The sequence below is a fragment of the Thalassotalea fusca genome (assembly GCF_053485835.1).
On record NZ_JBQRUN010000014.1, the window covers coordinates 45813 to 71189 of the forward strand.

General features: G+C 41.5%; 21 protein-coding genes. 12 read left to right on the plus strand and 9 right to left on the minus strand.

Annotated features, from left to right (window positions below; genetic code table 11):
- Nucleotides 1–328 precede the first annotated feature (328 nt).
- The 5 genes from ACSLUK_RS15355 to ACSLUK_RS15375 all read left to right on the plus strand — a co-directional run bounded on the left by ACSLUK_RS15355 (nucleotide 329) and on the right by ACSLUK_RS15375 (nucleotide 3046).
- On the plus strand, nucleotides 329–622 hold the full coding sequence (locus tag ACSLUK_RS15355; RefSeq protein ID WP_448549556.1) for a hypothetical protein: 294 nt from the start codon (nucleotides 329–331) through the stop codon (nucleotides 620–622).
- A gap of 11 nt (nucleotides 623–633) precedes the next feature.
- Nucleotides 634–1296, plus strand: coding sequence for a phage shock protein PspA (gene pspA / locus ACSLUK_RS15360; protein ID WP_448549557.1), 663 nt, complete (start codon nucleotides 634–636; stop codon nucleotides 1294–1296).
- Nucleotides 1297–1458: 162 nt separating this feature from the next.
- Nucleotides 1459–1674, plus strand: coding sequence for a PspC domain-containing protein (locus ACSLUK_RS15365; protein ID WP_448549558.1), 216 nt, complete (start codon nucleotides 1459–1461; stop codon nucleotides 1672–1674).
- A gap of 46 nt (nucleotides 1675–1720) precedes the next feature.
- Nucleotides 1721–2062 (plus strand): hypothetical protein, encoded by a 342-nt coding sequence (locus ACSLUK_RS15370; protein ID WP_448549559.1) that lies wholly within the window; start codon nucleotides 1721–1723, stop codon nucleotides 2060–2062.
- Between the two features lie 12 nt (nucleotides 2063–2074).
- The gene (locus ACSLUK_RS15375; RefSeq protein ID WP_448549560.1) at nucleotides 2075–3046 is read left to right on the plus strand and encodes a tetratricopeptide repeat protein; all 972 of its coding nucleotides are present in this window, start codon (nucleotides 2075–2077) and stop codon (nucleotides 3044–3046) included.
- A gap of 72 nt (nucleotides 3047–3118) precedes the next feature.
- Here the strand turns inward: ACSLUK_RS15375 and ACSLUK_RS15380 are convergent, their stop codons facing one another.
- Entirely contained in the window at nucleotides 3119–3856 is a 738-nt protein-coding gene (locus ACSLUK_RS15380; protein WP_448549561.1) for an enoyl-CoA hydratase-related protein, read from the minus strand.
- Between the two features lie 154 nt (nucleotides 3857–4010).
- On the opposite strand from ACSLUK_RS15380, the gene ACSLUK_RS15385 reads away from it, so the two are divergent.
- From ACSLUK_RS15385 to rluF, 4 genes are all read left to right on the plus strand, one after another.
- Nucleotides 4011–4475: a copper chaperone PCu(A)C gene (locus ACSLUK_RS15385; protein ID WP_448549562.1), complete on the plus strand. Its 465-nt coding sequence runs from the start codon at nucleotides 4011–4013 to the stop codon at nucleotides 4473–4475.
- Nucleotides 4476–4483: 8 nt separating this feature from the next.
- The gene (locus ACSLUK_RS15390) at nucleotides 4484–5476 is read left to right on the plus strand and encodes a DUF2333 family protein (RefSeq protein ID WP_448549563.1); all 993 of its coding nucleotides are present in this window, start codon (nucleotides 4484–4486) and stop codon (nucleotides 5474–5476) included.
- 4 nt (nucleotides 5477–5480) lie between these two features.
- Nucleotides 5481–6245, plus strand: coding sequence for a TIGR04219 family outer membrane beta-barrel protein (locus tag ACSLUK_RS15395; RefSeq protein WP_448549564.1), 765 nt, complete (start codon nucleotides 5481–5483; stop codon nucleotides 6243–6245).
- A gap of 106 nt (nucleotides 6246–6351) precedes the next feature.
- Nucleotides 6352–7347 carry a 23S rRNA pseudouridine(2604) synthase RluF gene (gene rluF, locus ACSLUK_RS15400; protein WP_448549614.1) on the plus strand — a complete coding sequence of 332 codons (996 nt, stop codon included), beginning with the start codon at nucleotides 6352–6354 and terminating at the stop codon, nucleotides 7345–7347.
- A gap of 76 nt (nucleotides 7348–7423) precedes the next feature.
- Here rluF and ACSLUK_RS15405 read toward each other — a convergent pair whose 3' ends face one another.
- The 8 genes from ACSLUK_RS15405 to hslR all read right to left on the minus strand — a co-directional run bounded on the left by ACSLUK_RS15405 (nucleotide 7424) and on the right by hslR (nucleotide 20524).
- On the minus strand, nucleotides 7424–8323 hold the full coding sequence (locus ACSLUK_RS15405; protein WP_448549565.1) for a spermidine synthase: 900 nt from the start codon (nucleotides 8321–8323) through the stop codon (nucleotides 7424–7426).
- Nucleotides 8316–8894 (minus strand): fused MFS/spermidine synthase, encoded by a 579-nt coding sequence (locus tag ACSLUK_RS15410; protein ID WP_448549615.1) that lies wholly within the window; start codon nucleotides 8892–8894, stop codon nucleotides 8316–8318. Before ACSLUK_RS15410 ends, ACSLUK_RS15405 begins: the two co-directional genes overlap by 8 nt.
- Before the next feature lie 427 nt (nucleotides 8895–9321).
- Nucleotides 9322–11418, minus strand: coding sequence for a winged helix-turn-helix domain-containing protein (locus ACSLUK_RS15415; RefSeq protein ID WP_448549566.1), 2097 nt, complete (start codon nucleotides 11416–11418; stop codon nucleotides 9322–9324).
- Between the two features lie 268 nt (nucleotides 11419–11686).
- A complete protein-coding gene (locus ACSLUK_RS15420; RefSeq protein WP_448549567.1) occupies nucleotides 11687–13804 on the minus strand; it encodes a peptidase domain-containing ABC transporter in 2118 nt (705 codons plus the stop codon).
- Nucleotides 13805–13814: 10 nt separating this feature from the next.
- A complete protein-coding gene (locus ACSLUK_RS15425) occupies nucleotides 13815–14114 on the minus strand; it encodes a hypothetical protein (protein ID WP_448549568.1) in 300 nt (99 codons plus the stop codon).
- A 324-nt stretch (nucleotides 14115–14438) separates the two neighbouring features.
- Nucleotides 14439–19043: a S8 family serine peptidase gene (locus ACSLUK_RS15430; protein WP_448549569.1), complete on the minus strand. Its 4605-nt coding sequence runs from the start codon at nucleotides 19041–19043 to the stop codon at nucleotides 14439–14441.
- 205 nt (nucleotides 19044–19248) lie between these two features.
- Nucleotides 19249–20112 carry an Hsp33 family molecular chaperone HslO gene (hslO, locus tag ACSLUK_RS15435; protein WP_448549570.1) on the minus strand — a complete coding sequence of 288 codons (864 nt, stop codon included), beginning with the start codon at nucleotides 20110–20112 and terminating at the stop codon, nucleotides 19249–19251.
- 4 nt (nucleotides 20113–20116) lie between these two features.
- Nucleotides 20117–20524, minus strand: coding sequence for an Hsp15 family ribosome-associated heat shock protein (hslR, locus tag ACSLUK_RS15440; RefSeq protein WP_448549571.1), 408 nt, complete (start codon nucleotides 20522–20524; stop codon nucleotides 20117–20119).
- A gap of 229 nt (nucleotides 20525–20753) precedes the next feature.
- Here hslR and gspC point away from each other — a divergent pair, with 229 nt between their 5' ends.
- Genes gspC through gspE form a run of 3 tightly spaced genes read left to right on the plus strand, consistent with a single transcriptional unit; the run spans nucleotide 20754 to nucleotide 25370 of the window.
- Entirely contained in the window at nucleotides 20754–21716 is a 963-nt protein-coding gene (gspC, locus tag ACSLUK_RS15445) for a type II secretion system protein GspC (RefSeq protein WP_448549572.1), read from the plus strand.
- A 10-nt stretch (nucleotides 21717–21726) separates the two neighbouring features.
- Nucleotides 21727–23823, plus strand: a complete 2097-nt coding sequence (gene gspD / locus ACSLUK_RS15450; RefSeq protein WP_448549573.1) for a type II secretion system secretin GspD — start codon at nucleotides 21727–21729, stop codon at nucleotides 23821–23823.
- The gene (gspE, locus tag ACSLUK_RS15455; protein WP_448549574.1) at nucleotides 23823–25370 is read left to right on the plus strand and encodes a type II secretion system ATPase GspE; all 1548 of its coding nucleotides are present in this window, start codon (nucleotides 23823–23825) and stop codon (nucleotides 25368–25370) included. Before gspD ends, gspE begins: the two co-directional genes overlap by 1 nt.
- Nucleotides 25371–25377: the final 7 nt, after the last annotated feature.

Sequence of the window (25377 nt, forward strand, 5' to 3'; positions counted from 1 at the left end):
CCCTCGCTTAATGAGACCTTTCCCAAGAGCCTTTCCCTCTTTATATAGTCATAGACTTTCAGCTAGCCAAGATTAGCGCTTTCCATACTCTTATGCCGATTGGTATTAGTATTCTACTTATTCACAGTTGGTCAATATGGCTAATGTCATGGTCATATATGCCAATATGTAGTGTGACATAATATGTCGCGCTTGTGAGGGTGAATTTCCTCTTTTTATATTTCTTATATTTTTCAATGTGTTAAAAAATTTTTCAGTGTTGGCACGTTGATTGTTATAGCTATAGTAAATTCAGCGTCATTACAGATGACTTATCAAGGGGAAGAATATGAAACAGGTTAAACGAATTGGCATGTTGGCTTCAGTTTTATTAGTGATGGCAACTGCGCAACAAGCACAAGCAAACACTATGGAAGTTGAAGACACCGTTAAGTCGTTTCTTGTCGAGCAAGGAAAGCAGTTAACGGTTGAATTAACAGGCAATATTAAGCAATCGCTAGCAATTGAATTTCAGAAGTTTACGTCATCATTCAATGTGGAAAAGCCCTTACAGGCAGCAACAATGCTTTCACGTAATGATAATTCTAAAGAACTAACAAATGCAAAATCAGTAGAAGAGTAGGAGTGTTTACAATGGGTATGTTTTCTCGATTCACAGATATTATTAATGCCAATATTAACAGCATGTTAGAAAAGGCGGAAAACCCAGAAAAGATGATCAAACTGATCATTCAGGAAATGGAAGAAACATTAGTTGAAGTGCGCTCTACAGCAGCTAAGCATATTGCAGAAAAGAAAACACTACTGCGCCAAAAGCGCCAATTGGAAGAGAGTGTTGCGAATTGGCAAAGTAAGGCACAGCTTGCGGTTGAAAAACAACGCGACGATTTAGCCAGAGCTGCACTAGCTGAAAAGCACAAAAGCGATGAACAGCTAACGGCCATTAATAATGATATTGCGCAATTGGACGATTTCCTTGCATCGGTACAGGAAGATAGCCAGCGCTTACAAGATAAATTATCTGACGCTAAACGTAAGCAAGAAAGCTATGTACTACGCCAACAAACTGCGGAAGTACGGTTGAAGGCGAAAGAACAGACTGCTGTTTACAATATTGATGAAGCGATTAGTAAGTTTGAGCGCTATCAACAGAAAATTGATGACGTGGAAGCGCAGATTGAAGCTTATGACATGACAGCAAACAAGAGCTTAGACAGTCAGTTCAAAGAGTTAGAGCAAGATGACTCCATTGAACAAGAGCTGGAAGCGATGAAAAAGCAAGTCGCTAATGGCTAGCTAAAGGAAATAAGCTGCAGGAGCGGAATATGATTCACTTATCTTGGTTTACTCTTAGTTTCATATTCTTAGCTCCGGCAACTTTTCTGGTCTTCGGTTCTATTGTGGTTAGCTTATTGGGTCGGCTAACTGGACTAACAAACAAACGCTAGGGGTATGAAAATGAAATATCAAAAGAGCTATTCAGTAGAAAAACCTTTATCTAAAGATGCGGTACACAAGAAACTTTCGGGCGTTTGTAGTGGCATCGCTAAGCATTACAACTTGCCACGAGTAGCGGTACGTTTGGGTGCTATCCTTGCTTTAATCACTTTTCCGGTGGCTACTGGTGTCGCCTATCTAGTGGCAACATTGCTTATGCCTACATCTCGTTATTGAACCAAATCCAATCATTCATTCTAATAGCAACTGTTGAGAGGTCGCCATGTCTTTTCTTAAATCACTTATGATAGCTATTTTCGTAACGCTATTTTTGACCTATGTGCTTGGCAGTGGGTTCATGCAGTTGTTTGATATTGATGTATATATGGGAGATGAATTAATTGAACCATTGAAAGCAATTAGCATCTCAGCTTTAATATCTGTCATCATTGTTATTGCTGTTTTGGCAATAATTCTGAGCGTTTTTGGCACCATAATCTTCGTTGGACTTATCGTAGTAGGTTCTTTGGCAATGGTTGCTATTGGCGTATTTTGGCCGTTGCTGCTAATTGCAGGGGCGATATGGATAGTTACAAAAGACAAAAAACAACAATACAATCAATAGGTGGAAAAATAAATGAAAGGACTTTCAATCGCACTTTTAGCGCTTACTATGTCGAGCTCGGCATTAGCAAATATTAGTGATATTTCAGTCGCGTTAGATAATAAGAATATTGATCAAGCCAAAGTGCTCTTCGATAACTTAACCGAGCAAAATAGGCATAGTTTGGATGGTCAAATAGCGCATGCCAGAATTCTAATGGCGACCAACGAATATGAAGACGCAAATGACGCGCTGGAAGAACTTGCACAAGCGCATAAAGATAACCCAACCGTTCAGTTTTACTACGGGTTAAGTGCAATGAAAATGGCGCAGATCGCCAGTATCTTTTCTAAGTTAGGGTACGCAGAAGATGGATTAAAGGCATTAGAACAGACTATTGCATTAGATCCAAAGCATGAGAAAGCGCTTGACGTTTTAATTGGTTTTCACCTAGCAGCTCCCGGCATTGCCGGCGGAGACAAAGACGCTGCACTAAAGTACGCTCATCAGCTTAAGGCGCTCGATCAAAAATTGGGTTATATACAAATCGCAAGAGTTCAGCAAGGGCTAGAGCAGCCAGAAGAAAGCATCAAAACACTTACCGAAGGAATTTCTAAATACCCTGAACATGATGAGTTGTATTTTAACCGCGCGATCATGTATATCGGCAATAATGCTTGGCAAGAGGCGCACGGGGACTTATCAAAGGCGATTGCACTAACGCAAGATGAACAGCGTAAAGCCAGTGCTATGTACCAGCTTGGCAAGGTAGCGGCAGAGTCTGGTAACTTCCTCACTGATGGAGAGCAAATGTTGACACCGTTATTAACGAGTGAACATTATCAATACCCGAATTGGGTTAAGTTTAGATTAGCGCAAGTTTATTTTCATCAGAATGCCTTAGACAAAGCGAAAGCAATCGTTAACGAAGTTGATTGGGGTGAAGACAGTAACCTGAAAAAACGCGTGAAAAAGTTTAAGAAAACACTAAAGGCTAACAGTTAGATTACTGGGGTTGGTATTAACGGAGTTGCTAAACGATTTAGCAACTCCTTTATTTTAGATAGCAACGGGTGATTATTTTTTAAAAAAGCTGCTTAGTATGGTCTTGCAATCATTGGTTTGCAGTAAGTGAGAAAATGCTGCCTTTTCGTCTTTGAGTGCTTGGTGGACTGATTGAGTTGCATTCTTTATCAGCTTGCGGCTCGCCATTACGGCCTCGTGAGGTAGTTTGGCTATTGCTAACGCCGTTTGTTCAGCTAACGGTAGCAGTTCATCAGGCGAACAAATTTGATTTACGATGCCAAGCGCTAAAGCTTGCTCGGGCATAAAAGTTTCGCCGAGTACCAAAAGCTCAAACGCTTTGTTGTGACCAATGCGTAGCGGAAGTAACGTGCTTGAGCCTGCCTCAGGACATAATCCTAGCTGGGCAAAAGGTAATTTGAATTTTGTATTGTCGGCGGTAAACACCATGTCACAGTGTAAAAGTAAGGTGGTTCCAATGCCAACGGCAGGGCCTGCTACAGCTGCGATCAAAGGCTTGTTAAATTCAGCTAAACATTGAACAAATTGAAATGCCACAAATTCTTCATCTTGTTCAATAGCAAGAAAATCAGCAAGATCGTTGCCGGCACAGAAACAGGTTTGGTTACCCTGAATGAGCACACAATGAATTAAAGGGTTGTTTGATGCTTGTTCAAACAAACGGCAGAGCTCTTGGTACATTGAAGTAGTCAGCGCATTTTTCTTATCAAAGCGGTTTAGGGTGATAAAGAGCACATTTTGTTTTACTTCAGAGAGAATTAAGTTATCCATTTTTCATAAGCTTAGTTACAATAGGGCTCTGTCACCTTAATATGAGTAAAACCGCTTGTATAGTGTTTACTGCTTATTATTCGTAAAACAGCGGTGTTTTTATGATTTTGGTACAGTTTTCTCAGACAATGACAACAAATAGGAACCAAGTTACATGAACCGGATATTTCAGCAAACATTGCCTGCGCTCATCTTAGGTATTTTTTTCAGTATGACTGCGCACGCGCAAGTTACCATTAATTCTCAATATGTAAGAGCAACTATCCCAGGAACGAATGTGTCGTCTGCCTATATGGAAATCATCAATGATAGCGAGCACAGTATTACACTAGTTGGAGCGAGTGCTAAAGTAAGCGACAAAGTTGAAATTCATGAACATGTGATGAGCAATGGCATGATGAAAATGCAAAAACGAGATTCACTCGAAGTTCCGGCAAAAAGTAAAGTTGTTCTGCAGCCTTCTGGTTACCATTTAATGATATTTAATTTGGATGAACGGCTTAACGATGGTGACGAGGTTAAAATTTCTTTACAATTCAAAGAACAACCAGCTAAAGAGGTTGTTTTTCCGGTGACAAGTATTAAGCGTGAAAAAGCCGCACATCACCATCATCATTAGGAGGTACTATGACATTTAATTTTTCAACCAAAACTGTAATAGGCGCAGTCGTTGGGATTATTATTGCTTTCTATTTGCTTGGCGTTTATTGGAGCTTTGAGCCAGGTGAATTCGACATTAAAGCTGAAGTAACATCTGCCGCTGAAAGTGAAAATGTAGCACCTGTTACTGGGTATAGCACGACTACCGCACTCATCCGCGTTACCGAAACACTGCTAGAAAAACCGGGTGGGTATTTGTCAAACGACGCACTTCCTCCTTCAGTATTCTTAGATAACATTCCAGCATGGGAATTTGGCGCGCTGGAAATGGTGAGAGACATGGCGTTGATCATGCGTCAGGAATTTAGCCGCTCACAATCACAGTCGATGGAAAATGCACACCTTAAAGTGGCTCAACCTATGCTAAATATTGACCACACTAGCTGGGCAATGCCAAGTGCAGAAGGTGAGTACAAGAAAGCAATTAAAGCGTTGAAAGCTTATCGAAAAGAGCTTGCTGATCCTAGCCAACAATCCGCTCAATTTTATGCAAGAGCTGATAACTTAAGAGATTGGCTACACGAAGTGACTAAGCGTTTGGGGAGTTATTCGCAACGACTCAGCGCGAGTGTTGGGCGTGATCAGCTAAACGTTGATTTAGCGGGCGACAGTGTTGCACAACAATCAACTGCCAATGCATCATCAATGCAGATCAAAACCAGTTGGTGGAAAACAGACGACGAGTTTTATGAAGCTCGTGGCGCAACATGGGCACTATTGCATTTTCTTCGTGCGATAGAAATAGACTTCCATGATGTATTAGAAAAGAAAAATGCCAAAGTAAGCCTTAAGCAAATTATTCGTGAGCTGGAAGCCAGCCAAGAAATGATTTGGAGCCCGATGATACTTAATGGTGATGGCTTCGGTATGTTGGCTAATCATTCTTTAGTGATGGCAAATTACGTTTCAAGAGCTAATGCGGCTCTTATTGATCTTAATGACCTGCTGAGTCAAGGATAAACAAATGAAAAAAACGGCACTCGCGCTAAGCACAGCAGCGCTATTTACTCTCCCTGTACAGGCCGACGTGTTAGGTTTATATGTAGGTGGGCAAATTTGGGATAACACAAGTTCGGGAACTGTTGGTGAAAGCAATAACCTACAAGACTTTAACTTAGGTGATGAGCAACAAGGCAGCTTTTTTATTGCAGTTGAACATCCACTACCGTTTATTCCAAATGTAAAAGTTGCTTCTACGACATTAGATTCATCGGGTAGTACAACATTAACGGCGGATTTCGAATTTGGCGGCGAAACATTTAATGAAGGTACAGTAATAAGCTCTGACTTTAATGTTGATTATGTTGACTATACGCTTTACTACGAAATATTCGATAACGGTTTGTTCTCTTTTGACGTTGGATTGACTGGACGCGACTTTGGTGGTGATGTAAAAGTTGCAGCGCCTTCAGTGACAACACCAAGTGACACAATCACAGGCAGTATTTCAACAAGCGAAATTGTGCCGATGTTATATGTGTCTACTCAAATAGGCATTGCGGCGACTGACTTGAATGTATACGCCGAAGGTAATTTTTTAAGCTTTGACGACCACACCATGTATGATTACCAAGCGGGCATTAGCTATGAACTTATCGACAATGCGTTAATTGATGTGAATTTAACACTTGGCTATCGTGCTGTCAGTATGCAGTTAGAAGACTTAAATGATTTGTACACAGACATTGAGTTTAAAGGTGCTTATGCTGGTGCAGTAGTGCATTTCTAAGCTTTGCTACGTATTATTGAACGCTTAAAGCCCACATTGTGGGCTTTTTTATTTTTTAACTGCCGAAAGTTCGCTAAAATAGGCGCTTTGTTACTACCTGCTGGAAATTACTTTGTCGAATAGCGCTAAACGTCTTAATAAATTTATTAGTGAATCTGGTTTTTGTTCGCGGCGTGAAGCTGACAAGTTAATCGAATCAGGTAGTGTCACAATTAATGATCAACTACCAGAGTTGGGTACGAAAGTATCGCCCGGTGATATTGTTAAAGTGAATGGCAAGATCATAAATGCCAGTGATGAAAACAAAAGTGATCGTGTCTACATTGCCTATAACAAACCTATTGGTATTACCTGTACAACAGAAAGGCATGTCCGTGGCAATATCATCGACGAAATCAATCATAAAGAGCGCATATTTCCTATCGGCCGCTTAGACAAACCTTCTGAAGGACTCATTTTTCTTACTAGTGACGGCGATATAGTTAACAAAATACTGCGCGCTGAAAATGCGCATGACAAGGAATATGTCGTAACGGTTGATAAGCCAATCAGCGAACGCTTTATTGAACGTATGTCACGTGGTGTACCCATTCTTGGCACAATCACCAAGCCTTGTATTGTAAAGATGCAAAGCAAGCACGTGTTTAGGATCATATTAACCCAAGGACTCAATCGCCAAATCCGTCGCATGTGTGAATACTTAGGCTACGAAGTCACCAAACTCAAGCGTACACGCATCATGAATGTTGAGCTTAGAGGACTGAAAGTAGGCCAGTGGCGCAACCTAACAGATAAGGAAATGCAGGAAATAAATGTGGCTGTTGCGGATTCTAGCAAAACAGCAAGTATTACCTCAGATTCGACAAAATCGACAACGCCAAAATCAAAAGCAACGAAGAATGATGCGCAAAAGCCGGTTGCTGCTAAACAAGCGCGAGGCAAAATAAATACCCGTCCAGAGCACGATGCCAATAGCAATCAAAAACCGAAAACAGATGGCTACATGGGGCGGGAAAATAAGCGGCACGATAAACCTACCGAAAAGTCTAAGATACAACGTATCAAAGTGAATAAGAAGAGTACGCTATCGCTCAAAAAGTAAAGCTAGTCGCGAATCTAGGCAATCTATGAACTAAAAAGCTAGCATCAGTTGCTAGCTTTTTAGTTTTCTGTTCGTGCTAATTTAAGTTGAGTAAATTTGCAGGAGAGTATTGATCGGTCAGCACCTTGGTTTCGTTATCCCAATCTTGATGTGTCACGGTTGAGTTCATGTACGTGGTTATTTCATAAATATCAACACCAAAGGGTAATAATTTATCGCGCAGAGACTTCGCGCGCTCAGCAATAAACTTACCATCAGGAAGAGGCTGTAAACTCGTTAAAATGATTCTATTGCTGTTCTTATTATTGTTAACATTAAAAAAGTCACCGAATACCGCTTTGTACGTGGCCGACTCATGTTTATATAACTCACTTACTGAAAAGGTATTCGCCGACAATACACCATTGTCACTAAGCAATTGCTTGGCTTCTTCTAAGAATTCCTTAGTCATTAGGTGTTCGGGGATATAATCACCATTAAATGCATCGAGAATTATCCAGTCGTATTTTTGTTTTTTCATTGCTGCTCGTTTCATGAAAATACGTCCGTCTTGCGCTTTACTGGTGACATTATCGTTTTCAAAGAAGGCAAAATATTCTCGTGCTACATCGATTACTGCAGGATCAATTTCTACATTTTCTATTCGGGCGTTGGGGTACAACTGGTGAAGTGTATTCGACATAGTGCCGCCGCCCAGACCAACAATCAGTATGTTTTCGGGATCGTGTGGTGTGATAAGTAAACTCGAAAAAAGCAGTTTTGTGTAGTTGAACACCAATCGGTTTGGTTCATTGGTATAGAAACAGCTTTGATTGGTTTTACTCGACTTAACATTGAATCTAAGGCATCGAAGGTTACTTACTTCTTCAACGATAATATTGCGATACATTGAACGTTCTTTGTGTAATACCTTACCTTGCAGAGGTAATATCGTTAAAGCACACGAAAGTAAAACGAGCTTAATTACGCTATTCATGTGCTAGCGCTCCGTTTTGTTGTCCGTTTTTGCTCCACCACTGGCTAAAGCCAATAGCCGCAACGCCGAGTAATAACAAAGTTAAACTGAAAGCGATAATGATGGCGTTTATTTCAAACCACAGAACAAAATAGAACGAGGTAATAATAGTGCCTAGCGCACTGCCTAACGTAGATACAAAATACAGCCCTCCCGCCACTTGGCCGCTACTGTTTTTGTCTTTAACCAATAAGCGAACAGAATAAGGAGAAATCATGCCGAGAATGATGGTTGGAATAAAGAACAATGCACATGAGGCAAGAAAGGAGCCATAGCGACTGTCTTCAACATTGACAAAAATTGCTTCCATAATTGGTTGCGACCACAGCACTATTGGTATGACAGTGATGCCTGCACATAAGAAAATAGTGCCGTAACGACGAAGCGAGGCTGAACGCGTAGAGAGCTTACCGCCAATCAAATAGCCGAACGACAAACTCAGCATAAACACGGTAATAATGCTTCCCCAAATGTGTACACTACTACCAAAGAAAGGCGCTAATATTCGGCCACCAAGTAATTCGATGCCCATGATACAAAAACCACTGCTGAACGCTAAAAAGTAAACGAGCGCATTCTGTAAATTAATGTTTTTCAAAAGTTAGTAACCACTAGTCAATTGTTGATAAATTATTCACTATACTAACTAATGTCCTTATTGAAGCAAAGTATTGATTAGCAGACTATGTGTTTGATGGTGGTATATTGCTACAACGAGTTATTTTGACTGGGCAATCACCCATACTTGAATTGTAAACTATCTCGTTGTTCGTGCCATAAGAAACCATAGGTTCAGCATTAACGAAATTGGGATAGCTTTTAGTCAAAGTTGCCAGAACTAAAAAAATAATTATTGATTGTAACGTTTTCATTCGATTTCCTTATTAAATGTAAAATTGAAATTAGAGCATACCTAAAATTTCAAAATTAACATTGTAGATTTATAGTCTTTCAAATCGTTAAAGTGTTGTGACTCTCCCAATAAAAGTATTGTTAATGTCGATGGATTCCAAAATCAATCTACCACTATCAATTCTTATGGAGCGTGTCGTTAGTTCATTGATGTCAACCTCTTCAGTTTTCAGTGAATGAATATCGTATGATAATAATTTATTATGAGCGCCCAAAAAGTAAACCATACCGTCATGAGTCGACCAATAATCCCAATGAATAAATTCATGTTTTGGCAATATTGGTGAATCATTCACAACTTTTTCATCAATGTTTATTGGGTATAAACCTGACTTCTCTACAAGGGAGGCATAATATCTATTAGTGCTGCAGTCAGAATTAATGGATGAAACGTTTTTCGACACCACATCTGTTTGCATCGTATCGATATTGGTCTTGAGTAAGCTCCAGGTATCGCCGCTTAATGAAATAAACAAAAATTCGTTACTGGAATTACAAAGCCAAATGGGATTTTTGACCTGTTGGTCGTATATTGGCAACTCGATGTGCTCTTTGGAAGTCAAATCAAATAGGAAAGGCTGCTGCTTATACATATAAAGTAACTTGCTACCATCGGGTGAAAAGCGCAAAGAACGAGGGCTCTCCATGCCTTGAAAGTTAGTTAATTTTTCTTGAACACTGCCGTTTGATATCCATATTTGATTACTACCCGAACGATTTGAAACAAAGGCTAGCTTTTTCTCGTTGTTGTCGACATGGAGTGTGGCACCATAATCTCTGAATGCTGATGAAATGGCTGTTTGTAATGATTGATCATCCCCGCTTAGCGGCTTAATCATGATACTGTTTAGAAATTTTTCACCTACGCTGGCAATAATCGCATCATCTACAGTCGGCAATGGGTTGTTCAATCTGTCACTGCTTGTTAGTAGTTGCCTTTTGGCTTCTGTGTGAATATTGATGGCGGTCAATATATTATTTTCATCGGTATATACCAGCGAGTCGTCATCGTTTGACCATTCGAAACTGGAAAATGAGCTGGCTACTTTGAGTAGCTGTTTGATTTCGCCAGTGTCATTGTTGTTCAGCATAATGGCTGTGGAGCCATCGTCAAAATCTCTCAGAAAAGCCAAAAACTTACCGTCTTTTCTAATTCTTGGTAAAAAGTCTCCTTTGTATTTTACCGGAGGACTGGTGACCACTTCGGTCTTTCCGGTTTCAATGTGTACTTTTTTGATAACATAATAAGGTGTGTTAGTGCTATTGCCGTAAGAAAAATATAGCCATGGAGAGTTTTCTGGTCGGGATAACCCTTGGAAAAATGGTAAGTAACCACAATTTGTGATGCTTTCAACTTTGCCGATTTCAAGGGAAGGGGATACGGTTGTTCGTCGTATCCAGCACTGGTCATTGTCAAATGCTTGATAATACAAGTGGTTGTCATTTCTCGACCAATAAGGAGAACCAGTTAAAATGTCCGCTTCAATTGCTTTAACTTGGTTTGTATCTAACGACTGCACCATGACTTGACGTTTGCTATCAATGGCTTCTTGATTGATAAATGCCAATAGCTGGCTATCAGGAGATAGTGAAGGGCTATAGTTATTTCCTTTAATATAAGTTAACGGCACAATTTCACTTGATGGAATCGCTGGTTTATCACTTGCATTTTGAACAAGCAGTTGTTGGGCGGTAACAAATATTACTACAAATAAAAGCGCTACTAGTGCATACCAGAAATACTGCTTGTATTTGAGTTGTGTGGTAATGGTTACATACTGCTTCGAAATCTCCTGACGTTCGATGAAGTATACTTCCTGCACAAACGAGTATCCTACTTTTGGATGGGTTTTAATAAACTCGTCTTTTTTACCGCCTAAAACCTTTCTTAAGCGGGAAATGGTGGCGTTAATGGTACGGTCATCCACAAACCTATCTTTCCAAACCAAAGTAACTAGCTGCTCTCTCGTAAGTGTGGCTCCTTGGTTTGTTACTAACGTATACAAAAGCAAGGCATGTTTGGACTCCAAAGTTTCGACCACTTCAGGTGATTCTACAGCGTCAGACGAAGACTCCAACGTTAAGGTTCGGTTGAGCGGATCGAAAACCCATTGCTTTATTCGTATTAACTCTAATTCATCCATAAATTTGCTCTTAACTCGATACAGGATGCAATTTAAGTTGAGGTGTTGCATCTGCAATAAGATGTTGTTTTATTGTTAATTGTAGGTTAATAATAAGTGCATATCAGGTCAAAATTCAAGCATTTAATTTGAATTCGTGATAATAGAAGTGCTATCGAGAAGCAGCAGGAATAAATATTAAAAATTGCCTGCTGCGGCAGTAGAATTAGCTATGTTAACGCTTATTTTTTAAAAAAGCATAGTCATTTTTAGTCATATTATTCATTTGTTATTCGTTATTTGTTTGAAAATTATGTGAATCTAGCGAAATAACCCTATCAACTGACGCGATCGTTTCTTTGCGGTGCGCAACTACAATCCGCGTAATGGCTAATCGTTTGATCTGTTGGTTGACTGAGAACTCGTTTGCACTGTCTAAATGGCTTGTCGCCTCGTCGAGGAAAATAACTCTTGGGTTACTATACAATGCTCTCGCTAATAAAATGCGTTGTTTTTGCCCGCCTGAGATTGTACTACCCATATCTCCAACCATTGATTGATAGTTCATTGGCATTTGCATGATTTCATCATTGATGTTCGCTTGCTGCGCGCATTGAACGACTTTTTCGAAGTTTACTTCTGGGTTGAAAAAGCTAATGTTATCCAATATCGAACCTGATAGAAGAGAGTCCTCTTGCATAACAGCAGAAACTAATTTGCGGTAGTTAGTTAGGCCGATTTGCGCAATATCTTTTCCGTCAAATAGTATTTGACCGGATGTTGGACGAAGAAGACCTAGCATGAGTTTCACTAAAGTTGTTTTGCCACAGCCTGATGGGCCTGTTATAGCTACAGATTCACCAGCGTTAATTGTGAGTGTTAGATTTTTTATAATATATGGCTGCTCAGCATTGTAACGATAGCATACGTTAATGAGTTCTAATTTACCCAACCAACTTTCTTCAGCAGTACTGCCTTCGCGTCCTGACTCTTGAGGATGTAGGGCAATGTCACTTATCCTGTGCAGGTGAAGCTTCAACATACGAAACTCGATTAATTGGTTAACGAAGTTAGTCATTCTTTGTGTTAGTTGACTCTTATAGGCCATAAAAGCAATCAACATACCTACTGTTAGATTGCCTGAAATCACAGTAAGTGCCGCCAAATATACTACCGCGATGTTTTCTAGACCAAAAATTATAGCGTTAATTGCTGAAAAACCTATTTCTAAACGGCCTATCTTAATATGGGCGTTAATCACATCTGCATATTTGTTCTGCCATAGGCTTTGCCGTTGTGGTTCATTGCTAAATAGTTTAATGGTTTGTATGGCGCGTATGTTTTCCAGAAAGTTTGTTTGTTCTTGCGCCGATGCTTGCACGGCTAATTCTGAATTACGATAGAAACGCGCGTAAAGCACCCATCGAAAAATGAAATATAAAGAAATGGCTGTAACGACTATTAGCGTTAACTTCACACTGTAGTTGAGCATCATGGCGAAAAGTAAAAGCGACATCACACCATCTACTACTGTTTCAACTAAGCCTGTTGTTAATCTTTCTCTGATTTTCTCTAGCGAAGAGAATCGAGACATGATGTCACCCGTATGCCTTGCTTCAAAATAGCTCATTGGCAATCTCAGTAAGTGATGAAGTAAATTAATACCCATTTGCATGTTCATTAAGCTTGAAACTCTGAGAATGAGCCATGAACGGATAGCCGTAGTTAAACAATTGAACAACATAAGGCAGGTAAACCCTATAGCAAGGACTATCAGAAGAGATTCGTCATAGCTAATTAATACTTCGTCAATGACCCATTGCATGTAGTAAGGCGTACAAATGCTGATAATTTGAATAATAACAGACAGTAAGAACAGTTTTATAAATGCTCGTTTAAATCCTGTCAGCTTCCCCCAGAGTTGCGACAACTTTAACGGACAAGACTCATCTTTACGTTTAAATTGTGTGGTGGGAGAAAGCTCTAACGCGATGCCAGTGAAATGTTCGCTGAACTCTTTTTGTGAAAGCACACGTTTACCAAAAGCTGGGTCGTTAATATGAAATTTACCCCTGCTTATTTTTGTAAGCACAACGAAGTGGTTCATATCCCAATGAAGAACACATGGCAATTGAAGGTGGTTAATTTCCGCTATGGGGCACTGCAGTGGCCGACTCGCTAACCCCAGTTTGTCAGCGTAGTTCATCAATTGTTGTAGGTTGAGCCCTTTTAGGTTGGCAGAAAACTTTGCTCTGATAGCATGTAAATCTAGTACGTGCCCGAAATAGCTACTTATCATTGCAAGCGAAGCGAGACCACACTCCGCCACTTCCGCCTGTAAAATCATAGGGACAGACTTCATGCGTGAAAAGTTGAGCAACTCCGAAGAATGATTGGTTGTCGTCATGTCGAGCCTCCTATTGCTTAGCCAGCAAATACATTTGCTCAATTTCATTCACTATTTGACGAGCGCATCGGTTGCTTACGCCATAAATGGCTTTGTAGCATTGTATTGCGCTGTTTTTGTCGCGAATAAATGTGCGGTAAAAGGCGAAATCTTCCTGACGTATCGCTTCAACATTGGTTATCTTGCGCTGCCTACGTTCATTAACATGGGCTTGGTCTGTCATGACCGAAAACGCCCAAATCATTGCGATGACCGCGACTAGTAGTAAGAATAATCCGACGGTTAACAATCCTTGTTCCCCCATTAGCATTTACGCTCCCTTATGTGGTTGTGTATCTTTGTGCTTGGATCAATTTTGATATCGTGTTGTCACAACGAATTTTGATTATTGCTGCCTGATGGTCGTTGGCTAAATATTTCAAAACTGAACGCAAACTAGCTATTTATTTGCGGCAAGATTAGCGTTAGCTTTGTGGTGGTGCAAAGGCATGAATATTTGGAATATATAGGGATTTATTACTTATTGATTTTTAAATGGTTTGTAAGACGCTATTGAATGTTGTGAAATTATCGCCAACATTAAATTAATACGCCAGCGTATAAGCTGGCGTATTATTGTGGCATTTTTTAGTAACTAGTCGTTATTTCTGCGTCGCATTAACCCAATCGGTAATAGCAACAGTAATAACCACATCATTGTGCCTCCACCAGAGCGATTATTGGTAACAGTAACACTCTTAGTGGCAGTGCTCGTTTTACCTGTGCTATCGGTTGCTGTGAGTTCAAATGTGAGTGTTTGATCAGCTTCTACTATTGGTGCAGTAAAATGCATTTGGCTGCTCATCTCTGAAATAGTTACCGCTGTGCCGCTGGTTTGTCGCCACGAGAAAGTGAGAGTATCACCGTTCGGATCTGTCGAAGAACTCGCACTCAATGTTGCAGGCATCCCCTCTGTTACCGCGCTTGGTCCTGAAATCACTGCAACAGGCGGTCCTTGAACGGCAAATGCGTTACTCTCAACACTCTCTGATTCGGTAAACATTGAATTGATCGCGCTTGTCACTGTGGTTCGTAGATCACCTCCAACAGCTTGTGCTGAAACGGTTGCAACAAAAGTTAATTCTGTTGGTAAATCAATAGGCTGGTATTGATAACAATAGATAGTGCCCGAAGTGATATCCGTTACTGAGTTGATAGAATCTGAGCTTCCAGCGTAGATATCAGCACGACCAAAACTGCCATCGGCACTTTCATAGCCCACTGTTACCCCTAAACTATCACCATAAGTATGGGTAATGTTGTCATAGGCGAATATAAAGTCACCCGTGACTTTATTTAGGATGATTTGGTAGTCCGCAATATCAGTGGCACCGCTGTCACCGTCAAAATAAGCGAAGGGGCGCATATTATCGAGCTCGATAACTATCCAGTCTGGGTTGCTAAAGCCGTCGGCTACGGTCAAACCAGATTCAGAATTACTAACAACCACCATATCACGCCAAAATGGCGCCAAAAGATTATTCGGTGCTGAGCTGTCAGGAATAAGTTGGTTTACCCACGGATTGCTGCCTTTTGAACCAGAGAAATAGATAAACCCATCGTCGGTTACGCTAAAGCTGTCATAGGTTGTTCCCATGTACGTAACAGGCACAGTGTAGGTGGTATGAACGGTGTCGCCTGAAAAACTATCGGGTAGTAGCCCAAATTCGGCTAAATCAACATATCCGCCAGTGTTAGATTGACCTAAGTCGGGTGCTTCACAGGTTGCTGAATTTGCGTTACTTGTCATCAAATAACTCGATGTTTGTCCATGCATAGAGGCTTGGTTTATCGTCCATGCAATCGAGTTACCTGTGATGTTGCCACCATGAGATATCGAATCTGCATTGATCACTAAATCATCGGGTACATCTACTGTTACTGTGTATTCTTTGTCAATGGGCTGGGTGTTAGCGGCGATTGACACAGTAAAATTGACAGAGTCTCCGGTATCCAATTGGTTTGGATGCATTGCTTTAATTGACACATCACTTGCACCTTGCACAAGATCTACGGCAACTAACCCCATATTGCCCGGGTTACTGGCATCAGTACCAAAGTCGATGGCACCATAGTACAGATCGCCTTCTTGCACAGAATCTAATGTCCAGTTTAACGTGATATCAAACGGGGTGAATTGGCCAACATTGTCAGTAGTACTGGCTGACAAATTATTTCGTTCTTCACCATCTACTATGGCTGTAGCCAGTGTAAACCCATCTGTAGAACCTTCCTCTGCACTTGCCCAGTTTTGAACTATTACCCAATAATCCCCAGCAGAAGGTTCGGTTAATTGAAGTTTTTCTAAAGCAGTAGCCGTTGCACTTGCTGCGATTTGCTCATGCGCTTGTGGAATACCATCGCCGTTATCGTCTTTGCCGACAAAAATGTCTAAATCAGGCGAGTCAGACGCAGTAATTTGTACAACAAAACGTTTGGTGTCATTGGCTATGCTGTAGTTGCTCACATGAACACCGTCAGAAAGGTCGTCATAAACACTACTGTTATTGCTATCTTTTGGTAATGATAACGAGGTTAGTGTAGGTTTAATCAAGCCATAAGAACGTACCGTTAAATCACTGAAGCCAATACTGGTAACGTCTTTTATAATGTGAAAATCTGCATTCCTATGGGATGTCACGTCAACATGTTGAGGAATGGTGCCTTTGTTGGCGATTACCGATACTGGTAAATGCAAAGAGGGCTGACTATCTGCAGTGAGCTCAAGCAAGCCAAATGACCATTGGTTAGCGGGTGCATTGCTTGAATCTGCTGAGATAGTAATCGTTTGGCTTTCGCCTGCTTGTAAGGTAAATGTTTCTGGGCTTGCTGAAACATCAATGTTGCCCGAAATAGCAGCGTCAGATACGGTCCATGTACCCGCTTTTGTCGCAGTAAATGTTCTTGTCCAACTACAGGTACCCAAACAATTAGTATTGGTAACAGAGGGTACGTTTAAGTCTTTTGGTTCACCACCAATCGCCGGATCAGCAGCACGGTAGTTAGCGGCGGTTTCATTCATGATCAAGCCTGCTTGCGCCGCTAGATCAACATTTATTCGACCTGCACCCATATCAAAAAAGTCTGCTGCCGTTGTGCCGTCTTCTTTTCGCACACTGGTAGTTGCAGTCATCATTAATGCTGAACGAATATTATCTGGGGTCCAGGTTGGATGAAGGGATTTTAATACCGCACCAGCACCTGCAACGTGAGGACTCGCCATTGAGGTACCTTGCAAAAAGGTATAATCGGCTGGAGCAGGGGTATTAACATCACGGCCAAACATTTGATCGGCATAGGCTGCGTATATGCTCACGCCAGGGGCTGCTACTGAAGGGGTTAAAATATCAGACACATATGAGTTGGGCCCACGTGATGAAAAGCCGGCGATGTCATCAGCTTGGCCAATGACACGCTCGCCACCTGCCGTGATGGTGGCCATGTGGTCTGTACCATCAGATAACCAGGCTTTTAATCGATTCCCATCAGACGCAGAGATATGAATACCAGGAACTACATAAACATCATCGGCGATATTGTCACTGCCTCCGTCTACGTTTGCCAATACATAACCACCAGCACCACCGGAGGCCACATTTTCGGCTTTTTCTACTCGTGCAATTGAGCCGCGATCACAAACAACTATTTGTCCGGTAAATGTACCATCGGGAAATGGCTTCAAACATTGCGCACTATCATTGTCTGGGTCATTAGCATTCGTGAAATCCCCTGCGTAAACAATACTCGCTGTTATTCCGCCAGAGACACTGTTGCCGGAAATGGCCTCCAAAGTGCTTGTTCCACCACTGAAGTCTTTTATTTCTTTAGGACCTTCAATACTTCTACCGTGCGTGCTTGCCGCAACGATGGTATACCAAGGAGCACTTTTCTCAGTAGTGTTCGCATCAGGTCCACTATTGCCTGCTGAAACAGCAGAAAAAATACCCGCTTCCTGCGCCGCTAAAAATGCGAGTTCACTTGATTGCTGCCACGGGTTTTGCCCACCGCCAATCGAAAAATTAATCACGTCAACGCCATCTTCAATGGCGTCTTCTAGTGCTGCGAGTATCGCGCTGTCAGGACATCTTGAATAGGTATCGCCATTGTCGCCCGGCCAACATATTTGATAGGCAATAATGTTAGCGTGAGGAGCAACACCAGATATTTGTTCGAATTCAAAACCTGAGGTGTTCAAGCCATCCCCTTCGACTTTGCCTATTTCTTCAGCCACCAATGGCACATTGAGAAGAATGTTGCCGCCTGAAGTGCTAGCCGTATGCGAACCATGGCCGTTGTAGTCTTCACCATTAGGTGCAGGTGGATTGTCGCCAAAAACACTACTATCTTGGTATGCGTCGGTAATAACAGAATAGCTATGTACGCCAATTAACTTATCGTTACATAACTGTGGGTAACCATTAGCACAATCACCGGTGTAAACACCTGCTCCCCATGGATTGACATGATCGTACCCATCGCCACCAATGTCAGCAAATGAAGGATGATCGGTATTGATGCCAGTATCGACAACGCCGATTATTACGCCTTCACCCATTGCAGACGTGCCTGTTGCGCTTCCGTCCCATACATTAGGCGCACCAATGAGCGTTGGGCCGGTATCTGTGTGAAGTTGCTGTAGGTTTTCGCGATGTATAAAAGCTACGTCTGATAATTCTGATAATTTGATTGCCTGCGCTTGGGTCATACGCATAGCAATACCATTAAATGCTTTCTTGTATTTTGCGAGTACCGCAGGTGAGCGACCTAGCTTTTTCTGCGCATGGTTGATAAAGGTGTTCTGCTTGTTGTCGATAAAGGCGGCATATGCTTTTACATGCTGCGCTTGCAAATCAATTTTGAGTTGATTGCGAATTTGTTGGGCGCTTTGACGACTTTTGCGTAATGAGTCTCGTAAATACTTCTTACTCACTTGCGGGTTTGTTGCTTTAAGCCCTTTTATAGTTCCATCATATGTGGCGATTGGTTCGTCAACTAGCCTTACTATGTAAGTATACTCTGCATTATCTAGCGTTTTCTCAACACGCATCTTTTGAATTGCATGTTGTGGCGCTATCGTTGCTTTGTTATATGAAGTTGGAACAACCTTATGTGCGCTAACTGCTGAAGCGCTGGCGGATGCTTGAAGGGTAACCATTGATAGAAAAGCTGAGGAAATGGCGACAGAAAGTTTTGTTTTCATAGAGGCGTCTCCCAGTACGCATTTTTTTTATTTTTTCCTAACAACAGTATATACGCTGATTTGACGGATAATTATGCTAAGACACAATTCTTCATGATATATGTAAACTAACTGTAAATAAAGTGTCACAACAAGAATGGGAGTAGAAGAGTGGATTGCTTATAACAAAAAAGCGCCTGAGGCGCTTTTCTTGAGGTTGCTAAAACTAATGTTTCGTTTTAGCTACAAATGCTGCAAGCTGAGGTTCATCAAACTTGTATGTTGTTAAACAGTAGTCACACGTCATACTCACCCAACCTTGTTCAGCAATGATTGCAGCGAGTTCTTCTGGTGGCAGCTGAGAAATAACCGACAAGCACTTTTCTTCTGAACAACCACATTGATAGGTAACATCTTGTGGTTCGTACACTCTAACAACTTCTTGATGATAAAGTCGGTGCAATAGCTCGTTAGCTTCCAAAGAAAAAATCTCTTCAGACTTGGTAGTTTCTGTAATGTGGCACAGGTGATTGAATCCTTCCTGATTTTCATTCTTCTCACTGGTTTCAGGCAATAATTGCAGCAGTGTGCCTGCAGCCATTGCTTTGTCTTTATCGTAGTACAACCAAACCTTCGTTGGGATTTGTTCTGAAACCTCAAAGTAATGTGCCAAACATTCCGCCAGTGTCTCATGCTCTAATGCCACAATGCCTTGATATGCTTCACCTTTAAACGGACGAATGGTAATGACCATGTTTGCTTTGCCCACTAGGTTTTTCAAACCTAAAGCGTCAGTTGGTTCACTCAGTTTGGCAACACCGCGCATCTTTTGCTCATTGTCGCCGTTTACTGCGATATAGCTTAACGGGCCTTCACCTTGAATTTGAACGGTTATTTCACCCTCAAATTTGATGGTGGCGGTTAATAAGCAAGTAGCAGATAACAATTCGGCCAATAACTGACGAACACCCTCAGGGTAATCTTGATTACCAATTATTTCTCTATATGTTTGACTCAATTGTACTAGCTCACCGCGTACGTTAAGCTCGTCAAATAGATAGCGATTTAATTCATCTTTTAAGTGGCTCACTTAATTAGATCCTTTCTTTCAGTTGTCGAATTTGTCGACGTTGCTTTTTATCTGGTTTAGTCTCTGAAGCTGGGCTCAATAAGATACCTTGTTTGCGGGCGAGACTTGTTTTTTCGCGCGCTTCAATACTGCGCTCAGTTTCACGATAGAGTGTTTGTGCGAACGTTGCATCACGGCGTTTATCCGCTAGCGCAATAACTTCAACTTCTTTTTCATCAAAGCCTTGCCTTAGTTTAATAATATCGCCAATTGATACGGCTTTACCTGATTTTGAGCGTTGACCATTATAAAACACTTTGCCGCCGTCAATCATTTGTTTAGCGATAGCGCGTGTCTTATAAAACCGTGCCGCCCACAACCACTTATCGAGCCGTGCACTGGTATTTTCTTGAGAATTTTGACTTGATTTCATCTTACTGTCATATTACCCACGAATAATTCGGCGAACATTACCACAATGGTACTCATTTAGCCATTGAATACACCGATACATTTATGCTATTAACAAATAACTTACAAAAATTCTGGAATTACTTTGTAAATTTTAGTTAATATTCGTGTAGTTTTCTTGTTGGTTCCATACGGCTCAAGTATTATCGCTACTACAAGAACGATAATATCGTTAAATAATAAAGATAAATATGCAATTACCCTTAAACTCATCAGAACTTACTGAGCTCTGGCAAAAGCTGCCACAACAACGTATCGCACTAGCGATAGTTGCTGTGCTTGTAATATACCTCGCCTATTTATTTGCCCAGATGACATGGTTAATTGCCGATAACCAATCTTCACAGTTTGTGCCGACAAGCCCTACATCGTCAGTTAATGGTAACAAAGCGGTCGATATCAATGTAAATGCGATCAAACAGCTACATTTATTCGGTAAATTTGACGAAAGTAAAGTAGTTGAAACGGTACAAGTGCAAGATGCACCAGAGACTAATTTACGATTAACGCTTTCAGGTACAGTGGCAAGTGATAACCCTAAGATTGCGGCGGCGATCATTGAAAATAATGGCAAGCAAGAAACTTACGGTATTGGTGACAAAATTACTGGAACCCGCGCGACACTTGAGCAAGTTACCTTTGACCGAGTCATTATTAAACACAGTGGCAAACTAGAAACGTTAATGTTAGACGGGTTTGAATATAGCAAGAACGCAAGAGGCGTACCGGTTAAAGCAAATACACAGTCGCGCAATTCAAACAGGAACCCTCGCAAAGAAAAAGCCGCTCAGCAAGAACCAACAGTGGTGGATCAACGAGAAAACAAAGCGTTGAGTAAGAGTGCCAGCGAACTCAAAAATGTTATCAGTGATGATCCTGCCAAAATTATCGATTATTTGAAAATTAGGCCTGAGCGTGTTGACGGAAGTATTGTTGGTTATCGTTTAATGCCGGGTAAAAATCCAGAGTTTTTCGCACAATCTGGATTGAAATCAGGTGATGTAGCCATTCAAATTAATGGTTTAGATTTAACTGTGCCAAGTGATGCCGCGCAAGCGATGCAATCACTCAAAGATGCACAAGAGGTTTCGCTTTTGGTTGATCGTAACGGCGAAATTAACGAAATTTTATTTAGTATTACTAGTGAGTTATAAGGAATCTTTCATGCGCAAATTTGTCCATGCGCCGTGGTTGAAACGAGTGATGTTCGTTTTATCAACAGCTGTTGTTTTCAATGGGGTATTATTAACGGCTAATTCGGCGGCCGCAGCCCAATACTCACCAAACTTCAAAGGTACCGAACTAACTGAGTTTATCAATATTGTTGGTAAAAACCTGAAAAAAACCATGATTGTTGATCCCAACGTGCGTGGGAAAGTCAATGTGCGTAGTTATGATCTATTAACAGAAGAGCAATATTATCAATTTTTTCTAAATGTGCTTGAGGTTTATGGTTTTGCTGCCGTTGAAATGGACAATAATGTTATCAAAATCGTACGTAACAAAAGTGCAAAATCGTCAGCCATACCAGTAGTAGATGATTCCAACCCGGGCGTTGGCGACGAAATGGTTACCCGTGTCGTCGAAGTGAAAAATGTTACTGTTCGTGAGCTATCACCACTTCTTAGACAGCTATCTGATCAAGCGGGTGGTGGCAATGTAGTCAACTACGATCCGGCAAACGTTTTAATGATCACAGGTACTGCAGCTGTCGTAAATCGTCTTGTAAACATCATCAAGCGCGTGGACAAAGCGGGTGATCAGGATGTACAGATAATTAAATTGCAACATGCTTCTGCCGGTGAAATGGTGCGTATTGTTGAAGCCATGAACAAGTCTTCTCAAGGCAAAGCCGCTGGCACACCAAGTTTTCTTATTCCAAAAATTGTTGCTGACGATCGCACCAATAGCGTTATCGTGAGTGGTGAAATTCAAGCGCGCGAGCGTGTCGCTAAACTAATCTCACGCTTGGATAGCGAACTAGAAACTAACGGCAATACCCGTGTTTATTACCTTAAGTATGCCAAAGCTGAAGACCTAGTTGACGTGTTAAAAGGCGTCAGCAAAACCATTGAAGCTGAAAACCAAGGCGCAGCAAAAACGAATGCTTCTAATCGCAATCAAGGGCGCAACATTAGTATTGAGGCACATGCTGAAACTAATACTTTAGTTATTACTGCACAACAAGACATGCTGCGTTCGCTTGAAGCCGTGATTAGACAACTTGATGTACGACGTGCGCAAGTGTTGGTTGAAGCGATTATTGTTGAAGTATTTGAAAGCGATGGCGTAAACCTTGGCGTGCAGTGGTACCACGAAGACGGTGGATTCACGCAATTTAATAACGGACCTGCACCAATCAGTGCTGTAGCGGCTGCGGCAGAAGCTGCCAAAGGAGAACCGGGCACAACAATCACTACTATTGACAGTAACAATAATAAAGTGATCACTGAGAACCCTGCAACCGACGGTGATTATAGCTTGCTTGCGCAGGTATTAGGTTCGGTTAGCGGCACTATGTTTGGTATTGTAAAGAATGACTGGGGAGCAATTGTTCAAGCGGTTAGCACAGATACTAACTCGAACATCTTGTCGATGCCGAGCATTACCACGATGGATAATGAAGAGGCAAGTTTCTTAGTTGGTCAAGAAGTGCCGATTATTACGGGTTCGACCACTGGCAATAATAATGATAACCCTTTTCAGACGGTAGACCGTCAAGAGGTAGGTATTAAGCTCAAAGTTACACCACAAGTCAATGAAGGTTCAGGGATTCAACTAACGATTGAACAAGAAGTGTCGTCAGTTAGCGGTGCGACAGGTGTTGATATTGCCATAAGTAAACGTGAACTGAAAACAACTGTATTTGCGGACGACGGTGCAACGGTTATTTTAGGTGGCTTGATGGACGATGACGTGCAAGAAAGCCAGCAAAAAGTACCATTGCTAGGTGATATTCCAATCATCGGTCATTTGTTTAAATCAACCAGCAATACGTCAAGAAAACGTAACTTAATGGTGTTCTTACGCCCCACCATCATTCGTGATGGAAAATCGATGAAGGATTTAAGTCGCGAAAAATATAACTTTATTCGTGCCCGTGAGCTGTTAAAGATCGACGAAGGCTTAGAGTTATTAGACGATGCCGAATTACCGTTGTTGCCTGAATGGAATGATAAATTGAGCTTACCACCGTCTTTTGATGAATATATTGAAGACAAAGGCAAAAGCACTACGAACGGCGAAGAGAACAACTCGTAATGAATGAGAGTGAAGCATTACCTCAAGCTGAAACGCCGATTGACGTTGTAGATGATAGCAGTGTCGATGAGGCTGTGGTTGGAAAGTTACGCTTACCGTTTAGCTTTGCCAAACGGCATGGCGTGTTATTTAATGAAGACGATGAACAGTTAGTTCTGTATTGTATTGAAAATGTTGAACCTGACGCCTTAATTGAAGCGAGACGTATCGCTAAGCGTCCATTCAAGCTTATGGTAGAAGAAAACACTAAGTTTGAAATGTTGCTTACCAGCGCTTATCAGCGAGATTCTTCTGAAGCTAAGCAGATGATGGAAGACATTGGCAATGAAGTGGATTTGTACTCGCTTGCTGATGAAATGGTAGAAACGGAAGATCTGCTTGAAAACGAGGATGATGCACCGATCATCAAAATGATCAATGCAATGCTCAGTGAAGCGATCAAAGAAAATGCCTCGGATATTCATATCGAGACGTTTGAGCAAACACTACAAATTAGATTTAGGGTTGATGGTGTATTACGTGAAGTCTTGCAACCAAATCGTAAACTTGCTTCATTATTAGTTTCACGTATTAAAGTTATGGCCAAGCTCGATATCGCAGAAAAACGCGTGCCGCAAGATGGCCGCATTTCACTTCGCATAGCGGGACGAGCAGTGGATGTGCGTGTATCTACCATGCCAACAGGGCATGGTGAGCGTGTTGTTTTACGTTTGTTAGACAAAAACTCTGCTCGACTTGACCTCCAAGATTTAGGTATGACGGACCTCAACCGTCAGCGATTCTCCCAACTTATCGATAAACCTCATGGCATTATTCTGGTCACAGGTCCTACGGGTTCCGGTAAAAGTACCACTTTGTACGCTGGGTTAAGCCAAATAGATCATAAACAACGCAACGTATTGACCGTAGAAGACCCAATCGAGTATGCAATTGAAGGCATAGGGCAAACGCAGGTGAATACTAAGGTTGATATGACCTTTGCACGTGGTCTTCGAGCAATTCTTCGTCAGGATCCCGATGTTGTAATGGTCGGGGAGATTCGTGATTTAGAAACAGCACAAATCGCTGTTCAAGCGAGTTTAACAGGTCACTTAGTATTATCCACATTGCATACTAATACGGCATCAGGGGCGATAACCCGTATGGAAGATATGGGGGTTGAACCTTTCCTATTGTCGTCGAGTTTGTTAGGCGTGTTGGCGCAGCGTCTTGTTCGTACTCTTTGTCCACACTGTCGTGAGAGTCATTTACCTGACGAGGAAGAAACGCATATCCTTGGCTTGCCTGAAAACAATCAACAACCTATTTACCGCGCCAAAGGGTGTAGTGAATGTAATTTCAAAGGGTACAAAGGGCGTACTGGGATTCATGAATTACTGCATGTTGATGATAAGGTACGCGAGCTAATTCACAATGGTAAAGGCGAACAAGCCATTGAGCGCTATATTCGCAAATCCACACCGAGCATTCGTCAGGATGGCTTTGATAAAGTGCTTGCCGGTATCACTACCTTAGAGGAAGTTTTGCGCGTTACGCGTGAAGATTAGTAGAGGG

Bases quoted from the DNA above. Each gene is read 5' to 3' on its own strand.
- ACSLUK_RS15355 (WP_448549556.1), top strand. From the start codon at position 329: ATGAAACAGGTTAAACGAATTGGCATGTTGGCTTCAGTTTTATTAGTG.
- pspA (WP_448549557.1), top strand. From the start codon at position 634: ATGGGTATGTTTTCTCGATTCACAGATATTATTAATGCCAATATTAAC.
- ACSLUK_RS15365 (WP_448549558.1), top strand. From the start codon at position 1,459: ATGAAATATCAAAAGAGCTATTCAGTAGAAAAACCTTTATCTAAAGAT.
- ACSLUK_RS15370 (WP_448549559.1), top strand. From the start codon at position 1,721: ATGTCTTTTCTTAAATCACTTATGATAGCTATTTTCGTAACGCTATTT.
- ACSLUK_RS15375 (WP_448549560.1), top strand. From the start codon at position 2,075: ATGAAAGGACTTTCAATCGCACTTTTAGCGCTTACTATGTCGAGCTCG.
- ACSLUK_RS15380 (WP_448549561.1), bottom strand. From the start codon at position 3,856: ATGGATAACTTAATTCTCTCTGAAGTAAAACAAAATGTGCTCTTTATC.
- ACSLUK_RS15385 (WP_448549562.1), top strand. From the start codon at position 4,011: ATGAACCGGATATTTCAGCAAACATTGCCTGCGCTCATCTTAGGTATT.
- ACSLUK_RS15390 (WP_448549563.1), top strand. From the start codon at position 4,484: ATGACATTTAATTTTTCAACCAAAACTGTAATAGGCGCAGTCGTTGGG.
- ACSLUK_RS15395 (WP_448549564.1), top strand. From the start codon at position 5,481: ATGAAAAAAACGGCACTCGCGCTAAGCACAGCAGCGCTATTTACTCTC.
- ACSLUK_RS15405 (WP_448549565.1), bottom strand. From the start codon at position 8,323: ATGAATAGCGTAATTAAGCTCGTTTTACTTTCGTGTGCTTTAACGATA.
- ACSLUK_RS15410 (WP_448549615.1), bottom strand. From the start codon at position 8,894: ATGGGCATCGAATTACTTGGTGGCCGAATATTAGCGCCTTTCTTTGGT.
- ACSLUK_RS15415 (WP_448549566.1), bottom strand. From the start codon at position 11,418: ATGGATGAATTAGAGTTAATACGAATAAAGCAATGGGTTTTCGATCCG.
- ACSLUK_RS15420 (WP_448549567.1), bottom strand. From the start codon at position 13,804: ATGACGACAACCAATCATTCTTCGGAGTTGCTCAACTTTTCACGCATG.
- ACSLUK_RS15425 (WP_448549568.1), bottom strand. From the start codon at position 14,114: ATGCTAATGGGGGAACAAGGATTGTTAACCGTCGGATTATTCTTACTA.
- ACSLUK_RS15430 (WP_448549569.1), bottom strand. From the start codon at position 19,043: ATGAAAACAAAACTTTCTGTCGCCATTTCCTCAGCTTTTCTATCAATG.
- hslR (WP_448549571.1), bottom strand. From the start codon at position 20,524: ATGAAATCAAGTCAAAATTCTCAAGAAAATACCAGTGCACGGCTCGAT.
- gspC (WP_448549572.1), top strand. From the start codon at position 20,754: ATGCAATTACCCTTAAACTCATCAGAACTTACTGAGCTCTGGCAAAAG.
- gspD (WP_448549573.1), top strand. From the start codon at position 21,727: ATGCGCAAATTTGTCCATGCGCCGTGGTTGAAACGAGTGATGTTCGTT.
- gspE (WP_448549574.1), top strand. From the start codon at position 23,823: ATGAATGAGAGTGAAGCATTACCTCAAGCTGAAACGCCGATTGACGTT.